The organism is Moraxella sp. ZY210820, assembly GCF_030674635.1.
Taxonomy (GTDB): domain Bacteria; phylum Pseudomonadota; class Gammaproteobacteria; order Pseudomonadales; family Moraxellaceae; genus Acinetobacter.
This window is the reverse complement of the sequence record NZ_CP089978.1, coordinates 269273-294875: the sequence shown is the minus strand read 5'-3', so window position 1 is coordinate 294875 and position 25603 is coordinate 269273. Positions and strand designations below refer to the sequence as shown.

General features: G+C 33.7%; 25 protein-coding genes and 1 pseudogene. 8 read left to right on the top strand and 18 right to left on the bottom strand.

The features are described from left to right. The first annotated feature begins 99 nt into the window (after positions 1-99). Complete coding sequence (locus LU301_RS01465; RefSeq protein ID WP_305271848.1) at positions 100-2571, top strand: heavy metal translocating P-type ATPase; 2472 nt, start codon at positions 100-102, stop codon at positions 2569-2571. A 172-nt stretch (positions 2572-2743) separates the two neighbouring features. Here the strand turns inward: LU301_RS01465 and LU301_RS01460 are convergent. From LU301_RS01460 to LU301_RS01445, 4 genes and pseudogenes are all read right to left on the bottom strand, one after another. Further along, positions 2744-4823, bottom strand: a pseudogene (locus LU301_RS01460) (peptidase domain-containing ABC transporter). Between the two features lie 26 nt (positions 4824-4849). Continuing rightward, positions 4850-6115 (bottom strand): HlyD family secretion protein, encoded by a 1266-nt coding sequence (locus LU301_RS01455; protein ID WP_305273905.1) that lies wholly within the window; start codon positions 6113-6115, stop codon positions 4850-4852. Between the two features lie 16 nt (positions 6116-6131). Further along, complete coding sequence (locus LU301_RS01450; protein ID WP_305271845.1) at positions 6132-6485, bottom strand: hypothetical protein; 354 nt, start codon at positions 6483-6485, stop codon at positions 6132-6134. 162 nt (positions 6486-6647) lie between these two features. Next, positions 6648-7811, bottom strand: a complete 1164-nt coding sequence (locus LU301_RS01445) for a JmjC domain-containing protein (RefSeq protein ID WP_305271843.1) — start codon at positions 7809-7811, stop codon at positions 6648-6650. 492 nt (positions 7812-8303) lie between these two features. Between LU301_RS01445 and hisIE the strand changes: the two genes are divergently transcribed. From hisIE to LU301_RS01425, 4 genes are read left to right on the top strand one after another with little or no spacing between them, the layout of a single operon-like run. Beyond that, entirely contained in the window at positions 8304-9086 is a 783-nt protein-coding gene (gene hisIE, locus LU301_RS01440) for a bifunctional phosphoribosyl-AMP cyclohydrolase/phosphoribosyl-ATP diphosphatase HisIE (RefSeq protein WP_305271841.1), read from the top strand. Between the two features lie 8 nt (positions 9087-9094). After that, positions 9095-9550, top strand: a complete 456-nt coding sequence (locus LU301_RS01435; RefSeq protein ID WP_305271839.1) for a hypothetical protein — start codon at positions 9095-9097, stop codon at positions 9548-9550. 16 nt (positions 9551-9566) lie between these two features. After that, the gene (locus tag LU301_RS01430; protein ID WP_305271837.1) at positions 9567-10007 is read left to right on the top strand and encodes a hypothetical protein; all 441 of its coding nucleotides are present in this window, start codon (positions 9567-9569) and stop codon (positions 10005-10007) included. Positions 10008-10036: 29 nt separating this feature from the next. Then, positions 10037-11512: a UvrD-helicase domain-containing protein gene (locus tag LU301_RS01425; protein WP_305271835.1), complete on the top strand. Its 1476-nt coding sequence runs from the start codon at positions 10037-10039 to the stop codon at positions 11510-11512. A 21-nt stretch (positions 11513-11533) separates the two neighbouring features. On the opposite strand, the gene LU301_RS01420 is transcribed toward LU301_RS01425, so the two are convergent. Beyond that, entirely contained in the window at positions 11534-11806 is a 273-nt protein-coding gene (locus tag LU301_RS01420; protein WP_305271833.1) for a hypothetical protein, read from the bottom strand. A 214-nt stretch (positions 11807-12020) separates the two neighbouring features. On the opposite strand from LU301_RS01420, the gene LU301_RS01415 reads away from it, so the two are divergent. Together LU301_RS01415 and LU301_RS01410 are read left to right on the top strand one after the other, a co-directional pair. Further along, positions 12021-12284, top strand: a complete 264-nt coding sequence (locus tag LU301_RS01415; protein ID WP_305271831.1) for an FAD assembly factor SdhE — start codon at positions 12021-12023, stop codon at positions 12282-12284. Positions 12285-12295: 11 nt separating this feature from the next. Further along, entirely contained in the window at positions 12296-12709 is a 414-nt protein-coding gene (locus LU301_RS01410) for a protein YgfX (RefSeq protein WP_305271829.1), read from the top strand. Between the two features lie 176 nt (positions 12710-12885). Here the strand turns inward: LU301_RS01410 and LU301_RS01405 are convergent, their stop codons facing one another. The 10 genes from LU301_RS01405 to baeS form a co-directional block, all read right to left on the bottom strand. Continuing rightward, on the bottom strand, positions 12886-13521 hold the full coding sequence (locus LU301_RS01405; protein ID WP_305271827.1) for a hypothetical protein: 636 nt from the start codon (positions 13519-13521) through the stop codon (positions 12886-12888). 36 nt (positions 13522-13557) lie between these two features. Further along, on the bottom strand, positions 13558-14103 hold the full coding sequence (locus LU301_RS01400; protein WP_305271825.1) for a GTP-binding protein: 546 nt from the start codon (positions 14101-14103) through the stop codon (positions 13558-13560). Positions 14104-14284: 181 nt separating this feature from the next. After that, complete coding sequence (locus LU301_RS01395) at positions 14285-15535, bottom strand: hypothetical protein (protein WP_305271823.1); 1251 nt, start codon at positions 15533-15535, stop codon at positions 14285-14287. Between the two features lie 84 nt (positions 15536-15619). After that, the gene (locus LU301_RS01390; protein ID WP_305271821.1) at positions 15620-16216 is read right to left on the bottom strand and encodes a hypothetical protein; all 597 of its coding nucleotides are present in this window, start codon (positions 16214-16216) and stop codon (positions 15620-15622) included. Between the two features lie 231 nt (positions 16217-16447). After that, entirely contained in the window at positions 16448-17194 is a 747-nt protein-coding gene (locus LU301_RS01385) for a PhnD/SsuA/transferrin family substrate-binding protein (RefSeq protein ID WP_305271819.1), read from the bottom strand. Positions 17195-17196: 2 nt separating this feature from the next. Continuing rightward, positions 17197-17682: a PAS domain-containing protein gene (locus LU301_RS01380; protein WP_305271817.1), complete on the bottom strand. Its 486-nt coding sequence runs from the start codon at positions 17680-17682 to the stop codon at positions 17197-17199. Between the two features lie 60 nt (positions 17683-17742). After that, positions 17743-18105: a roadblock/LC7 domain-containing protein gene (locus tag LU301_RS01375; RefSeq protein ID WP_305271815.1), complete on the bottom strand. Its 363-nt coding sequence runs from the start codon at positions 18103-18105 to the stop codon at positions 17743-17745. 787 nt (positions 18106-18892) lie between these two features. Further along, complete coding sequence (locus tag LU301_RS01370) at positions 18893-19573, bottom strand: response regulator (RefSeq protein ID WP_305271813.1); 681 nt, start codon at positions 19571-19573, stop codon at positions 18893-18895. Positions 19574-19729: 156 nt separating this feature from the next. Beyond that, entirely contained in the window at positions 19730-20344 is a 615-nt protein-coding gene (locus tag LU301_RS01365) for a Uma2 family endonuclease (RefSeq protein ID WP_305271810.1), read from the bottom strand. A 54-nt stretch (positions 20345-20398) separates the two neighbouring features. Further along, on the bottom strand, positions 20399-22207 hold the full coding sequence (gene baeS, locus LU301_RS01360; RefSeq protein ID WP_370692233.1) for a sensor histidine kinase efflux regulator BaeS: 1809 nt from the start codon (positions 22205-22207) through the stop codon (positions 20399-20401). A 141-nt stretch (positions 22208-22348) separates the two neighbouring features. Between baeS and LU301_RS01355 the strand changes: the two genes are divergently transcribed. Then, on the top strand, positions 22349-22945 hold the full coding sequence (locus LU301_RS01355) for a hypothetical protein (RefSeq protein ID WP_305271807.1): 597 nt from the start codon (positions 22349-22351) through the stop codon (positions 22943-22945). Between the two features lie 192 nt (positions 22946-23137). Here the strand turns inward: LU301_RS01355 and LU301_RS01350 are convergent, their stop codons facing one another. The 3 genes from LU301_RS01350 to tfpZ form a co-directional block, all read right to left on the bottom strand. Beyond that, positions 23138-23830 carry an FKBP-type peptidyl-prolyl cis-trans isomerase gene (locus LU301_RS01350; RefSeq protein WP_305271805.1) on the bottom strand — a complete coding sequence of 231 codons (693 nt, stop codon included), beginning with the start codon at positions 23828-23830 and terminating at the stop codon, positions 23138-23140. A 144-nt stretch (positions 23831-23974) separates the two neighbouring features. Further along, complete coding sequence (gene bamJ, locus LU301_RS01345; RefSeq protein ID WP_305271803.1) at positions 23975-24718, bottom strand: BamJ family beta-barrel-assembly machinery protein; 744 nt, start codon at positions 24716-24718, stop codon at positions 23975-23977. 76 nt (positions 24719-24794) lie between these two features. Further along, positions 24795-25538 carry a TfpX/TfpZ family type IV pilin accessory protein gene (gene tfpZ, locus LU301_RS01340; protein ID WP_305271801.1) on the bottom strand — a complete coding sequence of 248 codons (744 nt, stop codon included), beginning with the start codon at positions 25536-25538 and terminating at the stop codon, positions 24795-24797. Positions 25539-25603: the final 65 nt, after the last annotated feature.

Below are 25603 nucleotides of genomic sequence, written 5' to 3'. Positions count from 1 at the left end.
AAATCTCATTTTTTTTCATAAATGTATTACGATAAAATCGACTTTTACAGGATTTAGACTTATAATTTTCAATCATCAGCAACGGATTAAATCAAGTCTATGAATACAACACAACCATCATCTTTATATCAACAATCATTTTTTATTCAAGGAATGTCTTGTAGCTCTTGTGTTGCAAAAATAGAAAAAAAATTAAACGACATTCAGTACGTTGAACAAGTGAATATTCATTTACATGATAAAAAAGCAACCATTTATAGTCGTGAGCCGATTGAACTTGAATTGTTATTACAAACTGTGCGTGATTTAGGTTTTCAACCGATTATCGCCCAACGACTTGAATTTAATATTACAGGATTACGTTGTGCAGGTTGTGTCAGCAAAACTGAAAAAATGTTACGTGAAATTGAAGGTGTTGATGATGTATTTATTCACCCTACAACCCATAAAACTCGTATTGATAGCTCTGCCCCTATTGAAGCACAACTTATTATCGATAAAATTGCTCAACTTGGCTATCAAGCGAATTTAATCGAAAAAAATCAAAACCATCCACCAGTAACCATCACACAACAACAGCAACAAGAATTACAACAACTCAAACGTGAATCAATCATTGCAGGTATTTTTACACTGCCGATTTTTATCATTGAAATGGGGGGGCATCTCTATCCGCCTTTACATCATGCAATCATGAATCTCATCAGTCATCAACATTTATGGATTTTTGAGTTTATTTTAGCCACTATAGTATTAATTTTTGCAGGTCGGCGTTTTTATCAATTGGGTATTCCTGCTCTATTGCGTTTTATGCCTGATATGAATAGTCTGGTTGCGATTGGTACATTATCAGCTTATGCCTATTCTGTGATTGCCACTTTTATACCGCAACTGTTACCTGAACAGATGACTTATGTTTATTATGAAGCGACTGCAGTCATTATCACGCTGATTTTAATTGGACGTTATATCGAAACTAAAGCCAAAGGACAAGTTTCTCAAGCGATTGTCAAAATGATGGATTTACAAGTTAAAACAGCTCGTGTTTATCAGAAAAATCAATGGGTTGATGTAGATATTGATGATATTGTTACTGGCGATTTAGTTGAAGTGCGTGCAGGTGAACGTATTGCAGTTGATGGTATTGTGCAATCAGGACAAAGCTATGTTGATGAAGCGATGATGACTGGCGAATCTATGCCTGTAACCAAAAATATAGGTGATACGGTCATTGGTGGTACTATTAATCAAACAGCGATTTTACATATTCAAGCCACAACGGTTGGACAGCAATCTGTATTAGCACAAATGATGAATATGGTCGAACAAGCTCAAAGTCGAAAACTGCCAATTCAACATTTAGTGGATAAAATTACGCTATATTTTGTACCTACGGTGATGTTATTTGCGATCATAACACTCATTGCATGGTTAATATTTGCACCACAACTAGGCATACATTTTGCTTTAGTCAATATGGTTGCGGTATTGATTGTTGCTTGCCCTTGTGCGATGGGATTAGCCACGCCTATATCGATTATGCTCGGTTTAACACGAGGTGCAGAACATGGAATTTTATTTCGTCAAAGTGATTCATTACAACATTTACAACAATGCAAAGTGATTGCGTTCGATAAAACAGGAACGCTGACCACAGGACAACCTACTTTAAGCGATTTTGAATGTTTTAGTAATATTGATGAATATCAAATTTTACAATGGGTTGCGTCAATGGAAGCGAAATCACAGCATCCGATTGCTCAAGCGATTGTTAATGTTGCCCGTGAAATGAACCTTGAATTGCTTGAACTTGATGATGTGCGTGATGTCATTGGTTATGGCTTACACGCTATGATAGATAATCATGCAGTATTTGTCGGTGCAGAACGTTATATGCAACAGCTTGGCTTGGATATTTCGCCTTATCAAAATCAAATACAACGTTTGACTAAACAAGGTAAAACACCTATTTTGGTTGCGATTGAACAGCATATTGTCGCTATTTCAGCTGTAAGCGACAGTTTAAAATCAAGCACTTATGATAGCATTCAACGCTTAAAAGCAGATGGTTTTAAAATTGCCATGATTACAGGCGACCATCAACAAACAGCGGATTATATTGCTCAACAATTAGGCATCGATGAAGTGATTGCCAATGTACTGCCCGAAGCCAAAGTCAATGCTATTCAACAATTACAGCAACGTTATCAAACAATTGCGTTTGTTGGTGATGGCATAAATGATGCTCCTGCTCTTGCTCAAGCCGATATTGGCATTGCCATTGGTACAGGAACAGATATTGCTATTGAAACCGCTGATGTAGTGTTGATGTCTGGGCAATTATCAGGTGTATATAAAGCGATTGATTTAAGCCGAGCTACCTTAAATAATATTCGCCAAAATTTATTTTGGGCGTTTATTTATAATATTTTACTGATTCCAATTGCGATGGGCATACTTTATCCATTTTTTGGCGTACTATTATCACCAATGTTAGCTGCTGGAGCAATGGCTCTATCATCAGTTTTTGTGTTGTTGAATGCCTTACGTTTAAAAACAATGGCGTTGTAAATGAAAGAAATATTTTTTGACCCAATACCTAAACAGATGAGAAGTAGTGTGCGTGCCACGCACATTTTACAAGTTTTCATCGAAATTGTGCGTAATACGCACACTACTTAATCTTTATTTATTTCAATGAGTTACAATATTAAATTTAAACCAAACTCACGTTAATTTACCCTTATGTTAAATCAATAACTTCATCAGCACTTGCTATGGTTTCTGGGCGATGGGCAATCATTACTCTTGTGATATTTAAAGATTTAATCATTTCATTAATTTCTCTTTCTTTTTCAATATTTAGATGACTAGTTGCTTCGTCCAAAAATAAGATTTTTGGTTTTTTATACAATGCACGGGCAATAAAAATCCGCTGTTTTTGCCCACCTGACAATACACTTCCCATATCTCCTACTAAAGTTTGATAATTCATTGGCATTGCCATAATTTCATCGTGAATACCGACCATCTTGGCACAGGTTTCAGCCCAATCTCTATCCAATTTATCATCAAAAAAACTGATATTTTCAAGTAAACTGCCTGCAAATAAAACATCATCTTGACTCACGCACGCCACGCAGTTTAATGAATTCACATCGCTCATATTTTTGATTATTTTTCCTGCAATTTTAATTTCTCCGCCATTGGCAGTGAGTTCCCCTAATAATAAACTCATTAAGGTGCTTTTACCGCAACCAGTTGCCCCAACAATCGCAACCGATGAATTTTCTTTGATATAAAAACTGAAATTTTCAATAATATTCGGTTCATCATCACTATATTTAAATGATAGATTTTTCACTTCAATATCATATTGTTCCATTTTTGGTTCATCTAATATAAATTCTTGCTTTTCTTTTTCGGTTAAGACAATATCAGCCAATCGCTCACCATGCAAAGATAGCATTTTAACTTGTACAAATTTATCAATTAAACTACTCACTCGCCCACCAAATTGGTTTTTTATAGGCAATAAATGCCATTAAAATACCCACCGTAAACGTACCATCAATCACATAACTTGCTCCTAAATAAATGATAATCAGATTTTCTAAACCAAAAATAATTCCATTAACAAAACCAAATGCTAAGCCTAATTTTTGCGTTTTTAATCCTGCATTGATTTGATTAACGAATAAAGTTTGCCAAGTATTTTGGCGTAAAGTTTGTTTATCAAAACGTTTAATCGCACGGATACCACGCATAGTTTCCATAAAATGACTGCTTTGTTTGGCACTATGAATAATTTGCTCTTCACTTGCTCGTCTAAGTGGCATATACCAAGCCCATCTTAAAAGTCCATAAATCGCCATTGCACCAATGGCAATCCAAGCCAAAGTTGGACTATAAAAAAACATCAAAATTAAGGTAAAAATCGTCATTAAACCGTCCAAAATGGCGGTCAAAAAACTGGTGGTTAAAGTAGATTGAATGCTATCAATCGAACCAAAACGAGAAATAATATCGCCCAAATGCCTTTTTTGAAAAAATGAACTAGGTAAATGAATTAAATGATTAAAAATATTGGCTTTCCATTGTACATTAAGTGTGGTTGCCAAATACATCACAATCCACGCTTGTAATAGGCTAATCAGTTGTGTTAAAAACATCAACAAACCAAAACCAATCACAAGTGTGGTTAATAAATTTAAATCGGCTGATACAATGGCATGGTCAATCACCCATTGCATGAAAAACGGACTAGTTAAAGCAAAAATTTCTAAAACAATCGCCAAAATCAAAATCTGATTTAACGATTTCCATAATCCACGAATTTCTCCAAATAATTTAAAAATTCTAATTTGTGTTTTTTCTTCCTTTTTCTCAAAATCATTATCCGCCCAAACTTCTAAAGCAATGCCTGTAAAATGTTTTGACACATCATCAAATGTTAAAATTTTTAAACCTGATGCAGGGTCAATCATGGTTATTTTATTTAAACTAACAGATTTTAATACCACAAAATGATTTAAATCCCAATGTAAAATACAAGGTGTGCGTAATTCTTTTAGCTCATCGAGTTCTAACTTTAAAGGGCGGGTATTGAGTTTAATATTTTGTGATATTTTAATCAATGTATGTAAAGTCGCTCCTTTTTGTGAAATCGGATATTTTTGTCTTAAACTAAATAAATCTGTATGATAGCCATAATAATTAGCAATCATCGCAATACAGGCTAAACCACATTCAGCATTTTCAGTTTGCAAAATCACAGGTAATTTACGACCAAAACCCAAAGCAATATTTTGTAAAATATTCATGATAGACTTATTCCATGTTTAAAATATTAAATTTTTCCAGTAATGCTATATAATGGCTCTAAAACCCATTCATAAAGTTTTCTTGTTTCGTGTAATATATCGCCTTCTAACATCATGCCCACTTGTAAAGGCATATGTTCGCCATAGGCTTGAATGTGTTGTTTTTCTAATTTTGCACGCACAATATATAAAGGTTCATTATTCATTTGTTCGGTTAAAGAAACTGTTCCGATTGTAGGTAAATTCTGCCCTGCCAGTGCCGTTTTGGCTACCGAAATAATTTCTGCTTGAGCGTGTCCAAATTTTTGATAGGGATACGCCTGATAACGTAATAACACATTATCGCCAGTTTTTATAAAACCAATGGCACGACTAGGCACATACAGTTGAGCAATTAAAATATTATCTTGCGGTAAAATGCTTAACAAAGGCTTATTATTATCCACCACTTGCCCTATATCTGCATTGACCGTGCTAACCGTTCCGCTAGTATTCGCTTTAATAATAATCGATTGTTGGGCTTGATTTTCAATCAATTCTTGTTGATTATTGACCAATGCTCGTTGAAACTGGGCTTGTTGCACTTGATATTGAGCATTTAAACGTTGTAAATTAATTTCTTGTTCTTTGAGTTGTTTTTCTAAATTTTGCTTTTCACGTTTTAAAGTTGTTAATTTTTCATTTTGGCTAAATACTTCAGCTTTACGGTATTCTAATTCTTCTTGAGAGACAATATTTTCTTGATACGCACTTGAATAACGCTTAACATTATTTTCCGCCAAGTCAATACGTTGATGTTGAGCATTAATTTGCCCATCAAGTTGTAAAATATCATTTTTTAAACGTTGAATTTGGTTTTCAGTACTCTGTTTTTCTTGCTGGTGGACTTGTTGATTACGAGCAATTTCTTGACGTAAAGTTTGCTCTTTAAGTTTAATTTGTTGCTGTAAGGCTTGAGCAATATCGCCATTTTCAGTGTGGCGAGTGAGTGAAATTTTATACAAGGCTTCGCCTGCCTGCACGGTTTTTCCTTCAAAAACGTATTTTTCGCTAATAATACCTTGTTGTAAAGCATAGACTTGTACCAAGCCTGATTGTGGTATCAGTTGCCCTTTAACCGTACTGCGTTTGGTATATTCGCCCCAAATAGCAAAGGCAACCAATACTAAACCAACCGCCAAAGCACAACAAGTTAAAAAAGTAAAACTGACTGGACGAGTCAAAATAATCGAACCCGTCCAGTTTACTTTTTGAGCATCAAATACTTCTTTGCGGAATAGATTAGACATAATCTTACCCTAAAAACTACTATTTTTTAGGTGCATCTCCGTAATTACTACCTGATTTATCATTTTGACTATTAGCCTGTTTATCTAAACCAGTAATTTTATCAATACCAGTAGCCAACCAATCTTGAATAGGTGTATTTTCATTTAACCATGTACCAACAGCCCAACCACCACGTGCAGCCGCATAAACTCCCACACCAGCCATAGCACCTTGCCCTGCTGTCATAGTCATAGAAATAGGCACTTTGGGAGCTTGAGAAATCACTGCACCAACTAATGCAGCTTCACCATATGTACTAGCAGATGAAGCCAAGTTTTCTAATACTTTAGCTCCACTAACTAAATTTAACTCATAAATAGATAATTCACGCATTATTTACTCACCTTTAAAAAGGTATAACAAGAACTAATTATCACAGAAAATACTAAACTTATATATAACCAATGGTAATCCTGTTGGTAATATATTTCATCTAAACTTTCTGTACGTACAATAAATAAAAGAAAAAAGCAACATACGAATAAATAACAAAATTTAAAGAGCTTTTTCATCACTATCATTTACCTCAACAATATCTAATTCTGCTAAATGATAAATCAACTGTTTAATTTTATCTTCATCAACATCATTTAATTGATGAATAATATCAGACAATTTAATTTGATATTTTACAGAAATTAAATTTAATAACTGACGACTGCTCTCATCAATATTGATTTTCGTGCCATTTGCAATTAAATAACCTTTATCGATAGTTCTACAATCAATCTCATTTAAGGTAATTAAAGCATCTAATGAAATATCATTGGCATTTTTATTACCAAAAATTTGCATATTAAATGCACTATCTATACGATAATTAGCAAAATATTCCTGCATAAATTTATCATAATTTTCACGGTCATTTATCATATCCGTAATCGCAGTTGCTGTCGCATTTAAATTATGTAGGTCATATTGCCAATCATCTAAATTATGGCGAATAGATGAAATATTTGGGAATTTTTTCATCAACCATTCAATATAATCATAACCTGTCGGTGCAAACGTTCCAACTGCTAAATGAAAAGTTTCACAATCCATTGGTACAGGATTATGCCACCAACCTCTAGGAATATATAAAACATCGCCAGCTTCTAACACAACTTCCATATCAGGAATAGTTGGCTCCTCTATATCCATATCTTTCGCTTGTTGCATATACAATGGATTTTCAAAATTTGGCTTATATAAAGACCAATGCTTTTTCCCAATCAACTGAATAGCATATACATCTCGAGTATCCCAATGAGATTTAAATGAAGCATCTGAACCAAATGCTAAATAGCCACTTGTTACTGTCGGAGCATTGGCAAATTGAGCAACTTGTTTAGCCAAATTATCCACAAAAGGCTCATTGTTAATACGATTATAGACAATCGTTGCTCCATTTTTCATATGATGATATATCGCAGGTTTAATAAAACGATAACGAGTACGCCCTATATCATCAAAACTTTCTACATATTCAGATACAGGAACAACTTCCCCTTTTCGTAAACGAAATAACTCATCTATAGGATTAGCACGTTGATAAATTTCATTGATTTCTGTCCAAGAAATATCCAGATTTTTCACAGCACCCTTGAATAATTTTGGCTGTTTATATAAATATCCATCTCTAAAATCTTGAGATGAGAGTCCAAAATCTAAAAGCATTGAATTTACTCACCATAAAATATTTACAAAGCATTATAATTAAAAAAAAAAAAAAAATGTCAATAATAATCACAATTTGGTAGATAAATAATAAACTAAAATTTAATTATTAGATTAATATGTAGTCATTTTTTGTATTATAAAATCCATTCCAAACGTAAAACTTACTGGACGAGTAAGAATAATCGAACCAGTCCAGTTTACTTTTTGAGCGTCAAAAACTTCTTTACGGAATAGATTAGATATAAAAACAAATTTAACTCACTCATGCGATTGGTCTATAAAATTAAATTCTTCACAGAGCAATCTCACTATGTAGATAACTGATTGATTTAGTTAAAATTTATTTTTAATAAATAACATTGAAAGACTAAAAATATTTAATAAAATCAAATAGATATTTTTTTATAATGCAATTACCATGACTTTTTCATAAAATTCATCTTATAGTTATGCTACAATATTGACATCAATAATCAATAGAGAATATTCATGACAACTTGGCTCAACGAAGTAAAATTTAACGCTGATGGCTTAATTCCAGCGATTGCCCAAGATTATCAAACAGGGCGAGTGTTGATGGTCGCTTGGCAAAATCAAGAAGCCTTACAATTGACCGTAGAAAAAAATCAAGCGGTGTATTATTCTCGTTCACGACAAAAATTATGGCACAAAGGCGAAGAGTCTGGGCATTTTCAAACCGTGCATGAAATCTGTCTCGATTGCGATGCTGATGTGATTATTTTGATGATTGAACAGCACGGTGGCATTGCCTGTCATACTGGGCGAGAAAGCTGTTTTTATCGCAAACTGACCGCAGATGGTTGGCAAATTGTTGATGCTCAACTGAAAAATCCTGATGAGATTTATCAAAATAATCATGCGGATAAATCGCAACTTATCCACAGTAGCGAACAAAAAAACAACACTGATGAAACGGTTGATGTATTAGACTATTTAGCCAAATTGATGATTGAACGTAAATCCGCCAATGCTGATGAATCTTATGTGGCGAATTTATATCGTAAAGGGCTGAATAAGATTTTAGAAAAAGTCGGTGAAGAAAGTGTAGAAAGTATTATTTCTGCTAAAAATTATCAACATGAACGTAGCGAAGCCAATAAAAATGATTTAATTTATGAAGTGGCGGATTTATGGTTTCATAGTATCGTCATGCTCGGTTATTTTGATTTAAGTCCACAACTCGTGCTTGATGAATTGGCTCGCCGTCAAGGTTTATCTGGTTTGGTGGAAAAGGCAAATCGTAGCAAATAATTTTCAATATGAAAGGTTTATTTTCTGCACAATTACGCAGTTCAGAATTACCTGAACAAGTTTTATCTCGCTTATCACAACAGATAGGCGATGATATTTCTTGGAAAAATTTTATTTCCTATTCTCGTCAAAAATCATGGTTTGGACATATTGAACAATCATCATTTCACATTAGAGCAACTGCTAGAACATGGAATTTTGGTGCTTTAGGTGTCAATTTTTATGGCACGGTATCACCTTTACCCTATCAAGGAGGAAGTAAAATTGAAATCAAAGCAACTTTAGCCAAAGAAATATTTATTTTTCAAATGTTTATACTTATAAGTGTACTTCAGTGTTATGATTTTTCGTCTTTTGCTATACATTTCATTATTACTTATTTTATAAGTATTAGTATTGGTTTTATAATTGCCTATCGATATAGCATACATCGATTAAAACAAAGTTTAAATATTTTTGATTGATATAGGAAATTCTATCATGTACAAGAAAAAATTTTATAGTACTGAAACATCACAACAAATTGTTGAACGATTACAAAATATTCAACATCAACCTAATTCTTTTTCAAATCAAAATAACCAACAAATTTGCGTCACACATATTGAACAAAATCATTTTGAATTGTTTTTATATCCAAAATGGTTATTTTTTACACGTCTAAACTTAAAAATTCGTGGTAAAATTGGCGAAACTGAGCAACAACATCGTGTCATTACCCTTTATATCATGCCATTGGTAAAACAATTTTTACTTTATACTGCTGTTGCATTTTTAACATATTTCCTTATTTATCAACAATTACCATCATTATTTTTCTATTTAGGAATATTATTTGCTGGTTTATGTTTATACCTTTTGGCATTTTTAAATATTGATGAACAATTATTTGCCGATTTAAATTTTAAATCACAGCTTTAATATTCATCATTAATAAGTATCGTAATAAAATGAGCAATTTATCCCCAACCGATGAGCAATTATCCGCCATTAACCAAGCCCAACAGGGACAATCTTTTAAAGTGATTGCCTACGCTGGCACAGGTAAAACCACGACTTTACAAATGGTGAGCCAAGCCTTGCAACACAAACGGGGAATGTATCTCGCTTTTAATAAATCAATTGCCGATGAAGCTCAACAAAAATTCCATCAAAATGTAAATTGTCGGACATTTCATTCATTGGCATTTCGCAGCGTACCACGCAATATTACCGATAAATTACGTTTGCCACGTCTTAGCCCAAGTTTTTTAGCCCAAGAATATCGCCTTGAGCCAATTACTTTACGCCGTTTGATGGGCGGACGTTATGAAAAATATACCTTTATGCCTAGCCGATTAGCCAATGTGGTGTCCAATGGCGTGAGTTATTTTTGTTCAACGGCATCGCAATATCCTGGACCACGTCATTTACAAGCCCCTGATTGGTTACATCAAGATGATATTGAACACTTGCAACAACATCTCTATCCTGCATTGGAACGGCGTTGGCTAGATTCGATTAATCCACAACATCAAGCAGGCATTGGGCATGATATTTATTTGAAATTATGGGCATTGTCTGAACCAAATATTCCATGCGACTATATTTTGTTCGATGAAGCCCAAGATGCTGACCCATTGATGTTGGGCATTTTACTCAAACAAAAAAACACTCAAGTGATTTATGTGGGCGATGCTCATCAACAAATTTATGCGTGGCGTGGTGCAGTGAATGCTATGCAAAAATTGCCTTTAGCAGAAAGTCGTTTAACCACATCTTTCCGTTTTGGTGAGCCGATTGCTGAAGTGGCTAATCATTTTTTATCAGCATTGGACGAAAAAGTACCATTATTGGGCAATCCGAATCATCAATCCAAAGTGATTACCAGTCCACATCATAAAGCCCGTGATGCCATTTTATGCCGTACCAATGCTCGTGCGATGGAATTATTATTATCAGGTTTAATCACAGGCGATAAAGTAGCTTTGCAAGCTGATATTCAACGTTTAAATCGTTTTGTTGAAGCATCAAGCCAGCTCAAACAAGGCAAACGTAGTGTTGATGTACCAGAATTAGCATGGTTTAACTCATGGCATGATGTGCATGAATATTGCGAAACCAACGAAGGTAGTGATTTAAAAACCTTAGTCAAATTGGTTGATGAACATGGCACCGATCCACTGAAAAAAGCCTTAGCCAAAATTACACCAACTGAACAGGCAGATTATATTATTTCTACGGCACACAAGGCGAAGGGGTTAGAATGGAAACGTGTACATTTGGAAGATGATTATCAATTTAAACTGAATGCTCATGATTATAAAATCAGCGATGAAGAATTACGCCTACTGTATGTAGCTTGCACCAGAGCCAAAGATAGTCTCAATATTCAACATATTCGTGATTTGTTGGATAAAATTAAATCGCAACAACGTGCTAAATAAGGCTTGAATTTTTACAGATGATTAATATTTTAATTTATCCAATGCAGGTAAATGTTTTGTCCAATATTGTAACTCTTCTATGGTTTTAAAATCAGGCACAACTACACCATTTTTCAATGCGTCTTCCTTTGTTTCACAACCTTTTATCGCTTGTTTCATGCGTTCTATATCAAAAAGTGGTTGTTGAATCACAAGGCTATCATTAGTTTTGGTTAAATGAATTTCTTCATCAAATGGCAAAGTTTTAACCCACGCTTGTACAGCAGGTGGTAAAGTAGCGATTTCAATAATCATTAGATTGTCCTTTTATTTCAAATAATCTTATTCTAACAAAATTGATAATATTTAGGGAAAATATTACAAAAATAGTTAAAAATATTATAAATATATTATTCAATAAGTTATGCTATCATTAGTCCTAAATCAGTTTATTTTATTCATTTTTAACAAATATAATATACTTTTCAGTTATAATATACCCATTACCCTTTATATTGAGAAAGCAGCGATGAATTTTGACGATTTAACTTTAGAACAACGCAAAACCATTTACCGTGCAAGACGTGGCTTAAAAGAGCTTGATGTCTATTTTGACCCTTATGTCAAAAATCACTATTTACAAGCTGATGACAATGAAAAAGCTATTTTTGGCGAACTGATTGAACAGGAAGATCCAGATTTACTTGATTGGTTTATGGAAGTCAGTGAACCACCTAAACCTGAATTTAAAGCCTTAATTTTAAAGTTAAAACAAATGTTACATGGAAACTAAGCCATTTTACCATGTCGATATATCGTGAATTTCAATTTAGACCAAGCCGTTTAGCACTCATGTTTCACGGTTTGGTTTTTATAATATTGCAAATTTTACTTTATGCCTATCTTTCGCCTGCATTTTGGGCAGTTTGCTTTATCCTTTTTACGCTCGGCTCTGCAATTTTTATCTATGGTCAAACACAAGTCATTTATTTAGGACATCTGGCAGATAAACAATGGACACTCATTACCCAATGCAAAAAGAAAAAACATCAACAACACGTACATATTAGTAATATGCTCAATCACGGTCTTTATGTAGTGATTTATTTTGAACCACAACAAAAAATTGCCCCATTGGTTATTTGGCAAGACCAACTTAATGATTTGCAATGGAAGGCACTCAAAACACAAACTCAATTTAAACAATTTAGTGAATAAATATAGTCAATTCAATTCATCATTAAACTGTAGGGGCGTATCATATACGCCCAATAAACATAAGGTTTGTACAGGGCAAATGTGATTTGCCCCTACAAGTCTGTACCAATTTTTAGGTTGAATTAGTATATTGTTCTGATAAAAATCAACTATATGACGTGAAATTAAACATCACATTATTTATCTTCATCTTTAGAATGTTCAAAACGCAAACCAGATGTTTTAATCGCCCAAATTAATTCCACAAATGCACGATTATTAGTCAAAGGCTCACTATCTAAAATGAGAATATAGCCTGTACCATCAATCCATAAAAATACAAAACTGGTATTTGGCATGAGTAAATCAACTTCATTAAAAAATGAAATCGCCTTACCTTGCATGACCCAACCACGTTGTTGCTGACGTACCATAAAATCTAAAAAGTCCGCCGCAACCACACTCAAAGTATCCGCTTCTTGTTGCGTATAACCAATACGTGCGAGACAGAAGCCTTCATCAGAACCAATGGCAGCACGGCGTTGCCCTGACAAATTTGCCACCACATAAGGTAAAAATTGATCTAAAGGCATGGTTGGCGACATTAATTGACGTTTTAAAACCTGCACCCACCCTTTGGCAGTAAACTCTCCTAACCAATTATGTGGATATTGTGCCAACCATTCACTTTCAGTCAAACTATGTGGATGTGATAATATTTGTTGTAATGCTTCTTGCTCTCGAGTTGGTTCTACGCTAGAAAAAGCTTCAAACACTCCACTCGGTGTCAGCATTAAATACCCATCATACGGGTCTGATAAAACTACAGACATAATTTCTTCCTGATATTTGATGACAATGCTTAAATATTAACTCGCAATCATATACACCAACGAACTTACCAATTGTTGCATATCAGCACGCTTTCGTGCATCAACAATACTGACATTGGCAGGAATACCACGCTCCACTAAATATTCTGATAAACGTTGATGCAAGTCCCAAGGGATATTTTCAGCGTGTGTTACACCAACAACTAATGCACTACTTTTAATCAATGGTAAAAAGCTATCTAAATAATACGCTAAATCATCAACAGGGTCTTCATTTTCAGCATTGAGCAATAAAATTAAACCTAATGAATTTTCACTTAAAATATCCCACATAAAGTCAAAACGACGTTGTCCAGGTGTACCATACAAACGTACCTGTTCACCACTATCTAACTTCATAATACCATAATCCATTGCGACTGTAGTGGTTCTTTTCATTTTACTGACTTCATCACTCGCAACTTCTTCAGTGGTTACAACACCTTTGTCTGACAGCATACGAATTGCTTCGGTTTTTCCTGCACCAACAGGACCAGCAATAATTAACTTATAAGTGTTGGAATCATTTGCATAAATTGTCATCATTTTACTCCGCAGTCAAATAAGAGACTGGTTTGAATTACATCATTTTCATTGTATCAAATCATGTTAGATGCTGTGATAAAATTTACCAATCAATAATAAATTTATTTAATATTTCATTGATAATATCCAAAGGCATCGAACGATGATTTACATCATGAGTATTAAATCTAAAATTATCTTACCAACTTAATTTTTTGAGTAAACGTTCAAAGAAACCTTGAGAACGTGCTTTTATCACTTGTTGATTTTTCACTTGCTCATTTTCTTCTGTTGCAGGAATTTCAAAGGATAAAGGCTTACTTTCTATCGGTTTATAATGCAGAATATCTTCTTCAAAATAAGAAATATCTGCATAATTACTCAACACGGATAATAAAAATACACGCTGAATATTATCAATCGTTAAGAATTTGAATAAAACTCTTAACTGTTCAAAATATTGTGGCTGACCTAAACACGCAGATGACACTGTACGCATATAAGCAGGGACATTGACCATATTCGTAAAATCAGGCATATAATTTAATTTAATACACAAATCAGTTGCATCAAGTTCAAGTTTTTCTGGTAAAATTTCTTGATAAATTTGCCATAAAAATAAGTTTAATTGATAAGGCTTACACCCTTGTTGCAAAAACTCTTGCTCAACCACAATAAATTCATCGCTATACAATGGTTCAGATTCGATTTTATGTGCAGATAAAGTAAAACTTTTCATCAAGATAAAGTATTCAACCACACTTTGCATTTTTTGCAATAGAATCATATTTTTTTCGGGAAATACCAACATTTCATGTTGGGAAATCGTCAGCTTAAAAGGGATACTTTGTGAAAAGATATTGAGCAAATGTTGTAATACGGGTTGTTCATTAAAATTTGTCCAGCGTTGCTCTAATAATTTACGAGTAAATTGAGTACGTTTAGCAATCGCCACTTGCCCCATAGGTGCTTGTGCTACTGAACTATGATTTTCAATATTTAATGATGTTAATTCTGGAGTTTCATCAACGGTTGTTTGTACTGGTACTTGCTCTCCAGATAAAAGACGTTGTAATGCCTCAATAATATTATCACGGCTATAAGGCTGTAATACATATTCAATATGAGCTACAGTTACTTGTTCTAAAGACGCTTGCCAATCTTGTTGAATTTGACGTGAAATTAAAAGTGCTGGCTTTCGCCCAATGATTGATAATAATTGAGTTTTATATTCTTCACTAAAACTCATCATACCAATACCGTCTAAATCGATAATGAACATATCGGTATTGGTTATCACACTAGATTCCATTTCGGGAATAACGGGATATAAATAAGTTGATAATTTACGAGGAATACTCACATAAGTATGTGCGGAAAATTCTCGGCTAATTAACAATTCTAAGGCATTTTGTGCTTGCTCTGAAAAACCAATTAACAAAAATTGCATAATACTCTCATATGGTGTTTGGATTATATTCACATAATTTGACATCATATTTAAATTAGATGACTAAATTGAAATAGTCTAAATTTAATATGTTAAAATTTGATGACAATTATGCCACTTTGAAGTAAAGTTCCAATCTTTTTTACTCAACTTCATCCACACTGTTAAAAATGCAATACGATCCATACATGCCATACAATGTGAAATAAATTCATCTTCTAGCAATTCTAATAACTCGCTATTTTTCTCCTCCCTTGCCTGTAAAAGTTGCTGACTGATATGATTTGCTAACACTAAAGCATCTTCACTATTAATAATCTGCTGATGTACTGGAACATCATTACTTGGTGTTAATAAGACACTCCAACGTGTTGCCAAATCACTAATCGATTGAATATAGTCTTGTTGAGCAATGCATCGCTTAAATTTTGCTAAAGTATCTACTTTAAAACGATGTTCAATATCAACAAAAAAATCTTGCTCTTGTGCTGAAAGTTCATACCAATACATAAAAATATAATCAGCAATTGCACCTTGTAATGGCTCATTTTCTACAAATGACTTGGCAATTTCTATGCGTTGCTTATGGTCATATTTAGAATAAGGTTGTCTTAACACACAACGAGAATGATAACGAAATAAACGTTTCGCCTCGAAAGATGTTTGATTTGAACTATTCATTTGTTTCACTACCGACATTACTTGATGATTACTGAGACGTGCTATATTACCACAATCCACATAAAAATCCATATATTTAATATGGTTTTATGATACTACTGTTTTTGATTGGTCATTTTGTAGCATACTTATGTAAATTTTTGATTTATATAACAATAGTATTGATTAATAAAAAATGCCCAATACAATAATCGATATTGGGCATTCAAGAGATTCACATCATTTAACAAATTAATTCACTAGTGTATCTAATAAATCAATCATAAATTCTGCTTCTTCTTCACTCATTGCTTCAAAACCTTGAGGCATACCCAATTCAGCAAGTACCGCTTTACCCTCATCATCATTTTGTAAAGATAAAATCACTTGCTCAATTTCATTGGCTTTTTCAAAACTATCTTTAACTAAAATAACATGGCTAATTTCAGCTAAGTCACTTTCAATCAATACATTCAGCTGTGATTTAGTTAAGTTCGACAAACTATGATAAATTTCTGAAATAAAGAAAGCCACATCTGCCTTACCTTGAATCACATGACGTGCCGCTGCTTGATAAGTTTCAGTAATATCAAATTTTAAGTCTTCTTCTGTTACATCCACAGCTTCCAACAAACGCATACCTATTAGTAATACGTCTTGGTTATCCGCCATTGCTACAGTTTGACCTGCTTTTACATCATCAAGCGATTTGATTTCACTTTTAGCTGATGACGCAATGACCATTTCATTTGCTTTAGCAATCGGACGTGCAATTGCACGATAGCCTTGTTCACGAACTAATTTTGATGCATCAAACGGATTTGCATAAATAACTGAAACCTCACCTTTTGCAATGAGTGCTTCTTGCTCTGCATGAGATGCTGGAGTAACCAAATGTACTGCAACATCTGAACGTTTTTGTAGCAATGTATTTAACATATGCCAACCTGCAAAACGTTCTGGTGAGAAATCAGGGGCAATCAAAAAGTTATAAGCCATGATTATGCTCCTTTCATCGCAGCGTATTGTGCTACAGCTTGCTCAATCTTAGAACGAGATGGTTTACGGCGAACCGATGTATAACCTACAACTTCACCACGGCGTACATTTGGTACAACTGTTGCATAAACCCAATAATGACTACCATCTTTACATAAATTTTTTACATAACCATGCCATTTTTGGCGTTGTTGAATAGTATTCCACATATCAGCAAAAGCTGCAGCAGGCATATCTGGATGACGTAAAATGTGCTGTGGCTTACCAATCAATTCATCAATACTATAACCACTAATTTCAACAAATGCATCATTGGCATGAGTTAAGATACCGTTTAAATCTGTACGCGATACGATTAACTTACCATCAGGATAAGGACGTTCTACACCAGTATCATATACCGTACGCGTAGTACCATCATTAAAGGTCAGTTGATATTCTGTTGCATCACCAGTTGGTTTTGCCATATTTTCTAATTGAGTACTCATTTAGCTTCTCTATCACGTTTAAATTTAACAAATAAATTGACGCAAACTGCGACCATTTAATTATAGTAACTTCGCTAAAGCCTCTGCTGCACGCTTAATGTCTAAGAAGATTAAGCCTAATTTCGCATTTGGTTTGGCTAAAATTGTCAATACTGCCTCACTACCTGCTGAGGTCATAATGACATAACCTTTTTCGCCTTGAATCAAAATACGGTCAGTAGAACCACGACCCAATTCACTACCTGCACGGTCGCCTAGTGATAATAAGGCTGCTGACATTGCACCTACACGGTCTTCATCTACGCCTGATGGTAAAGCAGATGCAATCATCAAACCATCAGTAGAAATTAAAGCAGAGGCTTCAACATCAGCAGAAGAGCTATTCAAATCATCTAAAATTTGCTGAAACATATCGGTACGCATTTATAACTCCACTTAATATAAGTACAATTTTAAAGATATTTAATCAATTTTTACTATCAAAATACATAAAGTATTTTAAATTTATGTTGTAATAGTAAAAATAGTTACTTGGTCTATTGATAGTATTTTAAACAATACTATACATAACATTTTCCGTTTGTGTAGAATACTCCTATTTAACTTAATATGCAATTCTGTCAATTTTTGCCACCACGCACAAAATTACAAAAAAAAAAAAAAAAAAACATTAAGATACATTTTACACATTTCAACAACATGATTATCATAAATATTAAAAATCTACATTTTATAAAAACAATTTGAAACAATAATATAAGATATTGATTTATAATAATTTTATTTCATATTTTTTATAAGAATATTCCATGTAGTATCATCTATTAGTTTTTTTATATCGTAACTCAATCATAATCGATAATTTGAATTGTAATTTTATATTAATCAAACACAGCCTTCCATAAAAACAGACCAATTTAGTTTGTTTTAAATCAAATATTTAAATAAATATACAATATAATCTTTATTTAATATAAAAATCAATCATTTACTATAAGTAAATGTATTAAAATTTATGTTAAGATTAGCTAAAGATGTATTTTAAATATATCTTTATGTGATTATTACAAAATACAACATTTAAATATATCAAATTAACAAAAAACAAGAATTGAAAGTATGTCTAACTCTCTTTAAAGCTTAAAAAGTGATAAGTGAGACATACTTTTAAGTAAATATTATGTAACTTACTGTCATAAAATGACATCTATTACACGTACTCAAAACGGTAGCCCACACCATATACTGCTTGAATCCATTCATGTGGCGTATCTTCCTCAGTTACATCCATAATTTTACGGCGTAAATTTTTGATATGGCTATCAATCACACGGTCAGCTACATCATAATTATCAGGATTAATATTATCTAATAACTGCGAACGTGAATACACTTGCCCAACATGGGTTAGAAATAATTCCAATAAACGGTATTCAGTTGGCGTTAAATTAAGTGCTTTTTGCTTATACCAAATACGCTGTTGAATGCTATCCACACGGAATAATTCATTACTTTCTGGTTCAACTTTACGCTCCAATCGACGTAATACCGCTTGTACACGAGCGACCAATTCTTTAGGGCTAAATGGCTTACACACATAATCATCTGCCCCCATATTTAAGCCTAAAACACGGTCAATTTCTTCCGTCATCGCCGTTACTAAAATAATCGGTACATCTGATTGCTCACGCACTTTACGGCAAATGGTTAAACCGTCCATACGTGGTACCATTAAATCCATCACCATCAAATGCGGTTTACGTTGTAGAAAGCTATTATAAGCATCTAAACCATCATGATATAAGCTCACTTCAAAACCAGCCGCTTCTAAATAATCTTTAACCAAATTAGCTAACTCAACTTCATCTTCAAGAAGTAAAATATGTTTCATATCGATTTCTCTAACCCCGTACTCAACTTAAAATCATAATATATTGATATGATTTAAAATATTTAATTTTGTACGGGCGAATAATCATTCGCCCCTACATAAAATCAATAACTGACTATAAGTTGAAAATGACGTTTTCTCTAACTATTTTTGATGTTAATTTGCATTAAAATCAACATCTATATACAATTCTTCTATATCAAAAGAATAGCCAATGGATTGATATTCTACCATACCATGCGTATAGGTTTCTTGACTCCAACCAAAGAAATGTCCTCTGCGATGAATGGTAACGTGTTTACGATTTTGCGAAATTAGCACAATTTCTTGTACAGAATGCAGATTTTTATATTCATCAATTTTGTTCATAATCTCTTTTTTGCTATTACTCTTGGATAAAACTTCGCCAACAATAATAGGACTTGATGTATAAGTCGCCTCACCATCAATACCGCAAGCAATACAAAAATCAGGATAACGCACCTGATATTCTGCCGTTTGAACGCCAAAATCGCTGGTATAAACTTTACAATTTGGTTTATTTTTACGTAAAAAAAACTTTACATCTAAACAGTTCGAAGCAATCAGACTATGATTTGATGTCCCACCTGTCATCGGTAGGATTGTACCATTAATCAACTCAACACGTTGATGGGGATTTTTTTGTATATAATCCATAAATTCATCAACGGTGATTTTTTGAATCGTTGTTTTTTTCCCAAAAACATCATTATAACGATAGATTGGAAAAATTTTACTAAATGTTGTCATCACCAATTCTCCTAACTTCCATTATAGACTAATTTACCATCATTGCCTAGTAAACTATTTTTTAAGCACAGGTAAACTTAAGCAACAGCGTAAACCACCTAATGGTGAATGGTCAAATTTTAATTCTCCTCCCAACATTTGAGCAATACGCACACACAATGCCAAGCCTAAGCCTGTACCACCTGTACTACGAGTACGAGAATCATCAACACGATAAAAACGCTCACCCAAACGTTGCAATTGCTCATCAGTCAAACCTAATGGACTATCATCAACAAATAATAGCCATTGTTGTTGATGCAACTCACTATGAATATGTATTTTTCCGCCTGCTGTGGTATAACGAATCGAATTTTGCAATAAATTAACAATAATTTGTTTAAAACGCTCTGCATCAACATAAGCAATAGTATCTATACCATTGATTTCTATGCTTAAATCAGCTTGTTCAAATTTAGGACGGAATTGTTCAACCTCTTGTAGCACCACTTGCCACACTGACACTTCACTTGGATAATGGCTTAATTGTTGTACATCTGCCTGTGCTAAATCTGCCAAATCTTGTGTTAATTTTTTCAAGCTTTGCACTTGACGTTGCATAGCTTCTAAATGTTCTGGTGTTGCCTGACGAATACCATCTTGCATTGCTTCAATTTGTGCTTGTAAAACTGCTAAAGGTGTTTTTAATTCATGTGATGTGTCTGCTACCCATTGCTTACGAGACTGTTCATGTTGATGTAAAATTTCTGCTAAACGATTGACCGTATTAGATAAATCTCCCAATTCATCATGACGTTTAATATTCACTTGATATTGATAATTGCCTTGACTTAACTCTCGTGTTGCCAATAATAATCGTTGGATAGGACGTTTAAAATATTCTGCCAATAATAACGAAATAATTAAACTGGCAATAATTGCCAAAGCATAAATCGACCATAAATAGCGTTGTTGATTATCAAAAAAGTTAATACTTAATGCATCTTTTTGCTCTAAAGTTGCTTTTAAACCTAAATAACCAATGACTTGACCATCAACTTTTAATGGACGATAAGACACTTCCCCCGCTGGCGATGGATCACCTACCACAAACTGCCAATCTTTATTATATAATGATAAACGTGAACTTAAACCCAAACGATCAGGAATAAAAATAAAGGTTTTACGATTTTTTGCCCAAACATCAAACTGTGCAGGGTCTGCGGTAATTAAACCATCATTTGCAGAATCTGTAATGGCTTTAACTTTATCATCGGCTTCCACAGTTGTCGGCTGTGTTTCTGTTCCATTTTGTTGAGGTTCAACAATCATTGGTGGCTTTTCACTTGGTAAACCAATGCTATCACGCAAGGGAAAATTTAAACCTTCAAATGGATTGTATTCTGATGGTAAATTATCCTTTAACGCTTCATATTCTTGAGGGCTTAATTTACCAATAAATTGTTCTTTATCTCGATTATAGCTACCTATCGCTATTCGCTGTTCACGTTGATGAATTTGTCCCGCCAGTTGTTGAGCAGTTTGCTCTTTAAACATCAGCTGTTGCAGTGCAATATCATATTGACGGCGTAACCACCAATGCGATAAACGGTCATAATCTTCTGGGTCTGGTTGCCCTTCAACCATATCAATTTGTGCTTGAATCGCATTTCCCCAATCACCATAAAGATGATAAATACTTTCAAGTATCTCAATCAGATGGTCTAATTTTTGCATTTCTACATCAGCCACATAGCGTGCAAAATTTTTCTGCATTTGATAATGCTGACCGATTAAACTTGCGGTAATAATCAATACTGAAGTAAAGACCACAAAAATAAATAAACGTAATGCGATAGGGATACGAACTTTCACAAGCAATATTCTTAATTTCTACGATATGTTGTATTGTACTAAACATTTTAGGTAAAAATCACACATTATTTCTCCATCTTAGTTGTGTATTATTTATAACATTGAAAAACTTTACGTTTATTTTATTTTATTTTTTTAAGGTCATCTCCTATGAAAACATTAAACAAAATCGTAATTGCTTGTACGGCAGTTGCATCTTTAGGTTTAGTTGCTTGCCAATCGAATACTCAACACTATCAAGCTCCAAAACATCACAGCGAACATCATACTCATCATGATAAACGTGGTATGAAACACGATAAACATCCACGCATGACTGAAGAACAACGCAAAGCATTTGATACTCAAGTACAACAAGTATGTGCAGGTAAAATTGGTCAAACCGTAAATTTCACGATTGATAATAAAACCATGCAAGGTATATGTGCAGTTAAGTTTAAGCCAAATGATAAAGATGGTAAAAAAATATTATTTGGCGATAAAGACAAATTTGACAAAAAAATGAAACACCCAAGTCAAATGAGTGAAGCAGAACGTGCAGACCATGAGAAAAAACGTATAGAAATGCAACAGCAACGTCAAGCATTTGACACACAAGTACAACAAGCGTGTGCAAATAAAGTTGGACAAACAACATCTATCAGTTTAAATGGTAAAACGCTTGAAGGTACTTGCCAAGTCATGATTCAACCAGACAAAGATAAACAAAATATGAAACATCCACATCCTATGCTAGAGAAAAAATAATCATTTTTCATCACCAAAATAAAAGGCCTATCAAATTGATAAGCCTTTATTTTTCATTAATTATAGTCGATTTATATCAAAACAATACTATAAATGTAGGGGTTTATTACATAAACCCTTTGTAAAATCAATTATTTGGGCGTATGTGATACGCCCCTACTTTTCAAATATGAATTGACTAACACATTCATTTTAATGCACTTCTACCAATTCCACATCAAAAATTAATACCGATGCACTTGGAATAACACCTGCACCAATATCGCCATAAGCTAAATGGGCAGGAATAAAGAAACGGGCTTTTTCCCCTACCGACATTAAGTTAATACCTTGTTGTAAACCGCTAATTAATTGTGTCATTTCAAATTTTTTAACTTCATTGCGAGCAATAGAGCTATCAAAAATTGTTCCATCAATTAAACGCCCTTCATAGCGAATACTAACTTGTTGATAATCATTCATTTGATTTACTTTCTTTTTTGCCACCGATTCAAGCCATTGTACTTGTAAGCCTGATTTTAAACGCTGTACTTCACGTTTTTTGCCATTTTCTTTTAAAAATTTTTGTCCTACTTGATTATTTTGTTCAATTTCGGCGAAAAGCTCCAATAATGGTTTAGATTTTTCTTGATTTACCATATGTGTTAAAATTTGATGCATTTCTTCATCAGATAACTTAGCTTTCTTGCCTGTCGCATAATCTTGAAAAGCCTGTAATGCGATTTTCACATTAACAGTTGGTAAGATTTTTTCTTGTGTTTTGGCTAAAGTATAACCATAACTATAAGAAAATTTATCTTGAAATGTACTTTTTTCGCTAATTTGAGCCATCGCCATTGAACTAGACAAACTCAAAACTAAAATAGAAGATGCTAATAATTTCATTAAGTTCGTTCCCGTGTATAATGATATATTAAATATGAACAAGTTACTCTAGTTTAAATTATTTTCGTTCATTTGAATAGCCTAAATCTGTGCAAAAATAAACCTGTTTATATGACATAAACAGGTTTATTTGATAAAGCCAAATTATTCAACTTTTAATAATTCAACTTCAAAGATTAAAGCACTATTTGCTGGAATACCAGGACGTTCCTGACTTGCATAAGCCAATTCGGCAGGAATATAAAACTCAAATTTTGAGCCTTCTTTCATTAAAGACACTCCTTCCGTCCAACCTTTAATAACTTTATTTAACGGGAATGTTGCAGGCTCTTTACGTTGTACCGAACTATCAAAAATATTACCATCAATCGTTTTACCCGTATAGTGTACTGTAACCGTTGATTCTGGTGTTGCTTGCTTACCTGTACCTTCTTGAATTACTTTATATTGCAAGCCAGAAGTGGTTGTTTTCACACCTTCTTTTTTAGCATTTTCTGCTAAAAATTTTGCTTGTTCAGCTACATAGCCTTTTGCATCAACAGGTTCAGCATCTTTTGCTTGTTTATTCATTTCTTGTTCAGCAAGTTCTTTGTTATATGCTTCAAGTGCAGCTGCCATTTCTTCATTGGTAAAAATAGGTTGTTTACCTTCACGTGCATCTTTCTGACCAGCAATTAATGCGGGCATATCTGCTTCTGGTGGTGTTTGCTGTCCTAAAGCATAACCCAGCATATAGCTAATTTTTTGTAAATTAGATGAATTTTGGTCTAATTTTACCTGTTCAATTTTTTCAGAAACAGGAGCAGGATTTTGAGCTGAATAAATCACAGGGGCTAAGGCTAAACCGCCAAGAGCGATGGCAACAACGGTTGAAAGAGCTTTACTCATAATTTAAAATGTCCACAATTTCGTTAAGGTTAAATTTTAACATAGAATGGGGGGAGAAAAAAGCGATAATATTATTTTACCACGGTCTTAAATCCACCACCTTCATAAAACTTTTATCTTTACTATCCACTAACACCACCATATCCACTTCACTAGTTCGCATTGGTAGGAATCCATCTACATTCGGATATTTTGCTAAAATTGGCTCAACCACAGGTTTATTATTAAACTTATTTAAATCCGATAATGGCAATTTTTCTTTAATTACCCTATCCATATTCTCAGACAGCGGTGCATATAAAGCAGGTCGCATAGCAGGCGAAGTGCCTGTCTCTAGCTCATAAAACATCCAATCATCTTGCTCCTCCCTATCTTTGGGTGGGCGAACCGACACCCAAGATGGCGAGCCAAAGCCCTCCTTTTGATAAGCAGGTGGCACCTTGACATCTTTGTCCTTCTCTCGGTCAATCATAAATTTTTGTACCAGTTCAAAACGACTATGGTCAAACGCCACCCACACAGGGCGACCCTTTTCCACACTATATAAACCATAAAATAATGCTAATAACTGTACGATCGCAATCACTACCAAATCAAATTTAAGCCCCTTTTTGCCTTCTTTAGCAAGCACTAAAGTCAAGAGCGGTCCAAGCGTAACGTCAATACCAAGCATAATTAAAATAATCTGCTCTACACCAACAGCCACATCAAAAGGTGCTGGATACCATACAAAAAATACCAAATATAGACTTACCAAGGCAATCAATAATGAAATCAATAAATGCCCAAAAAAATAACGCAAACGAAATGATTTTATCATAACAAGCTCACATTAAAACAAATGTGCATTTGTATTACATATACAAATGCACATCATTTTCAATC

What these genes read in the sequence shown, in the direction of transcription:
- LU301_RS01465 (WP_305271848.1), top strand. Translation starts at nt 100, where the DNA reads ATGAATACAACACAACCATCATCTTTATATCAACAATCATTTTTTATT.
- LU301_RS01450 (WP_305271845.1), bottom strand. Translation starts at nt 6,485, where the DNA reads ATGCGTGAATTATCTATTTATGAGTTAAATTTAGTTAGTGGAGCTAAA.
- LU301_RS01445 (WP_305271843.1), bottom strand. Translation starts at nt 7,811, where the DNA reads ATGCTTTTAGATTTTGGACTCTCATCTCAAGATTTTAGAGATGGATAT.
- hisIE (WP_305271841.1), top strand. Translation starts at nt 8,304, where the DNA reads ATGACAACTTGGCTCAACGAAGTAAAATTTAACGCTGATGGCTTAATT.
- LU301_RS01435 (WP_305271839.1), top strand. Translation starts at nt 9,095, where the DNA reads ATGAAAGGTTTATTTTCTGCACAATTACGCAGTTCAGAATTACCTGAA.
- LU301_RS01430 (WP_305271837.1), top strand. Translation starts at nt 9,567, where the DNA reads ATGTACAAGAAAAAATTTTATAGTACTGAAACATCACAACAAATTGTT.
- LU301_RS01425 (WP_305271835.1), top strand. Translation starts at nt 10,037, where the DNA reads ATGAGCAATTTATCCCCAACCGATGAGCAATTATCCGCCATTAACCAA.
- LU301_RS01420 (WP_305271833.1), bottom strand. Translation starts at nt 11,806, where the DNA reads ATGATTATTGAAATCGCTACTTTACCACCTGCTGTACAAGCGTGGGTT.
- LU301_RS01415 (WP_305271831.1), top strand. Translation starts at nt 12,021, where the DNA reads ATGAATTTTGACGATTTAACTTTAGAACAACGCAAAACCATTTACCGT.
- LU301_RS01410 (WP_305271829.1), top strand. Translation starts at nt 12,296, where the DNA reads ATGTCGATATATCGTGAATTTCAATTTAGACCAAGCCGTTTAGCACTC.
- LU301_RS01405 (WP_305271827.1), bottom strand. Translation starts at nt 13,521, where the DNA reads ATGTCTGTAGTTTTATCAGACCCGTATGATGGGTATTTAATGCTGACA.
- LU301_RS01400 (WP_305271825.1), bottom strand. Translation starts at nt 14,103, where the DNA reads ATGACAATTTATGCAAATGATTCCAACACTTATAAGTTAATTATTGCT.
- LU301_RS01395 (WP_305271823.1), bottom strand. Translation starts at nt 15,535, where the DNA reads ATGCAATTTTTGTTAATTGGTTTTTCAGAGCAAGCACAAAATGCCTTA.
- LU301_RS01390 (WP_305271821.1), bottom strand. Translation starts at nt 16,216, where the DNA reads ATGAATAGTTCAAATCAAACATCTTTCGAGGCGAAACGTTTATTTCGT.
- LU301_RS01385 (WP_305271819.1), bottom strand. Translation starts at nt 17,194, where the DNA reads ATGGCTTATAACTTTTTGATTGCCCCTGATTTCTCACCAGAACGTTTT.
- LU301_RS01380 (WP_305271817.1), bottom strand. Translation starts at nt 17,682, where the DNA reads ATGAGTACTCAATTAGAAAATATGGCAAAACCAACTGGTGATGCAACA.
- LU301_RS01375 (WP_305271815.1), bottom strand. Translation starts at nt 18,105, where the DNA reads ATGCGTACCGATATGTTTCAGCAAATTTTAGATGATTTGAATAGCTCT.
- LU301_RS01370 (WP_305271813.1), bottom strand. Translation starts at nt 19,573, where the DNA reads ATGAAACATATTTTACTTCTTGAAGATGAAGTTGAGTTAGCTAATTTG.
- LU301_RS01365 (WP_305271810.1), bottom strand. Translation starts at nt 20,344, where the DNA reads ATGACAACATTTAGTAAAATTTTTCCAATCTATCGTTATAATGATGTT.
- LU301_RS01355 (WP_305271807.1), top strand. Translation starts at nt 22,349, where the DNA reads ATGAAAACATTAAACAAAATCGTAATTGCTTGTACGGCAGTTGCATCT.
- LU301_RS01350 (WP_305271805.1), bottom strand. Translation starts at nt 23,830, where the DNA reads ATGAAATTATTAGCATCTTCTATTTTAGTTTTGAGTTTGTCTAGTTCA.
- bamJ (WP_305271803.1), bottom strand. Translation starts at nt 24,718, where the DNA reads ATGAGTAAAGCTCTTTCAACCGTTGTTGCCATCGCTCTTGGCGGTTTA.
- tfpZ (WP_305271801.1), bottom strand. Translation starts at nt 25,538, where the DNA reads ATGATAAAATCATTTCGTTTGCGTTATTTTTTTGGGCATTTATTGATT.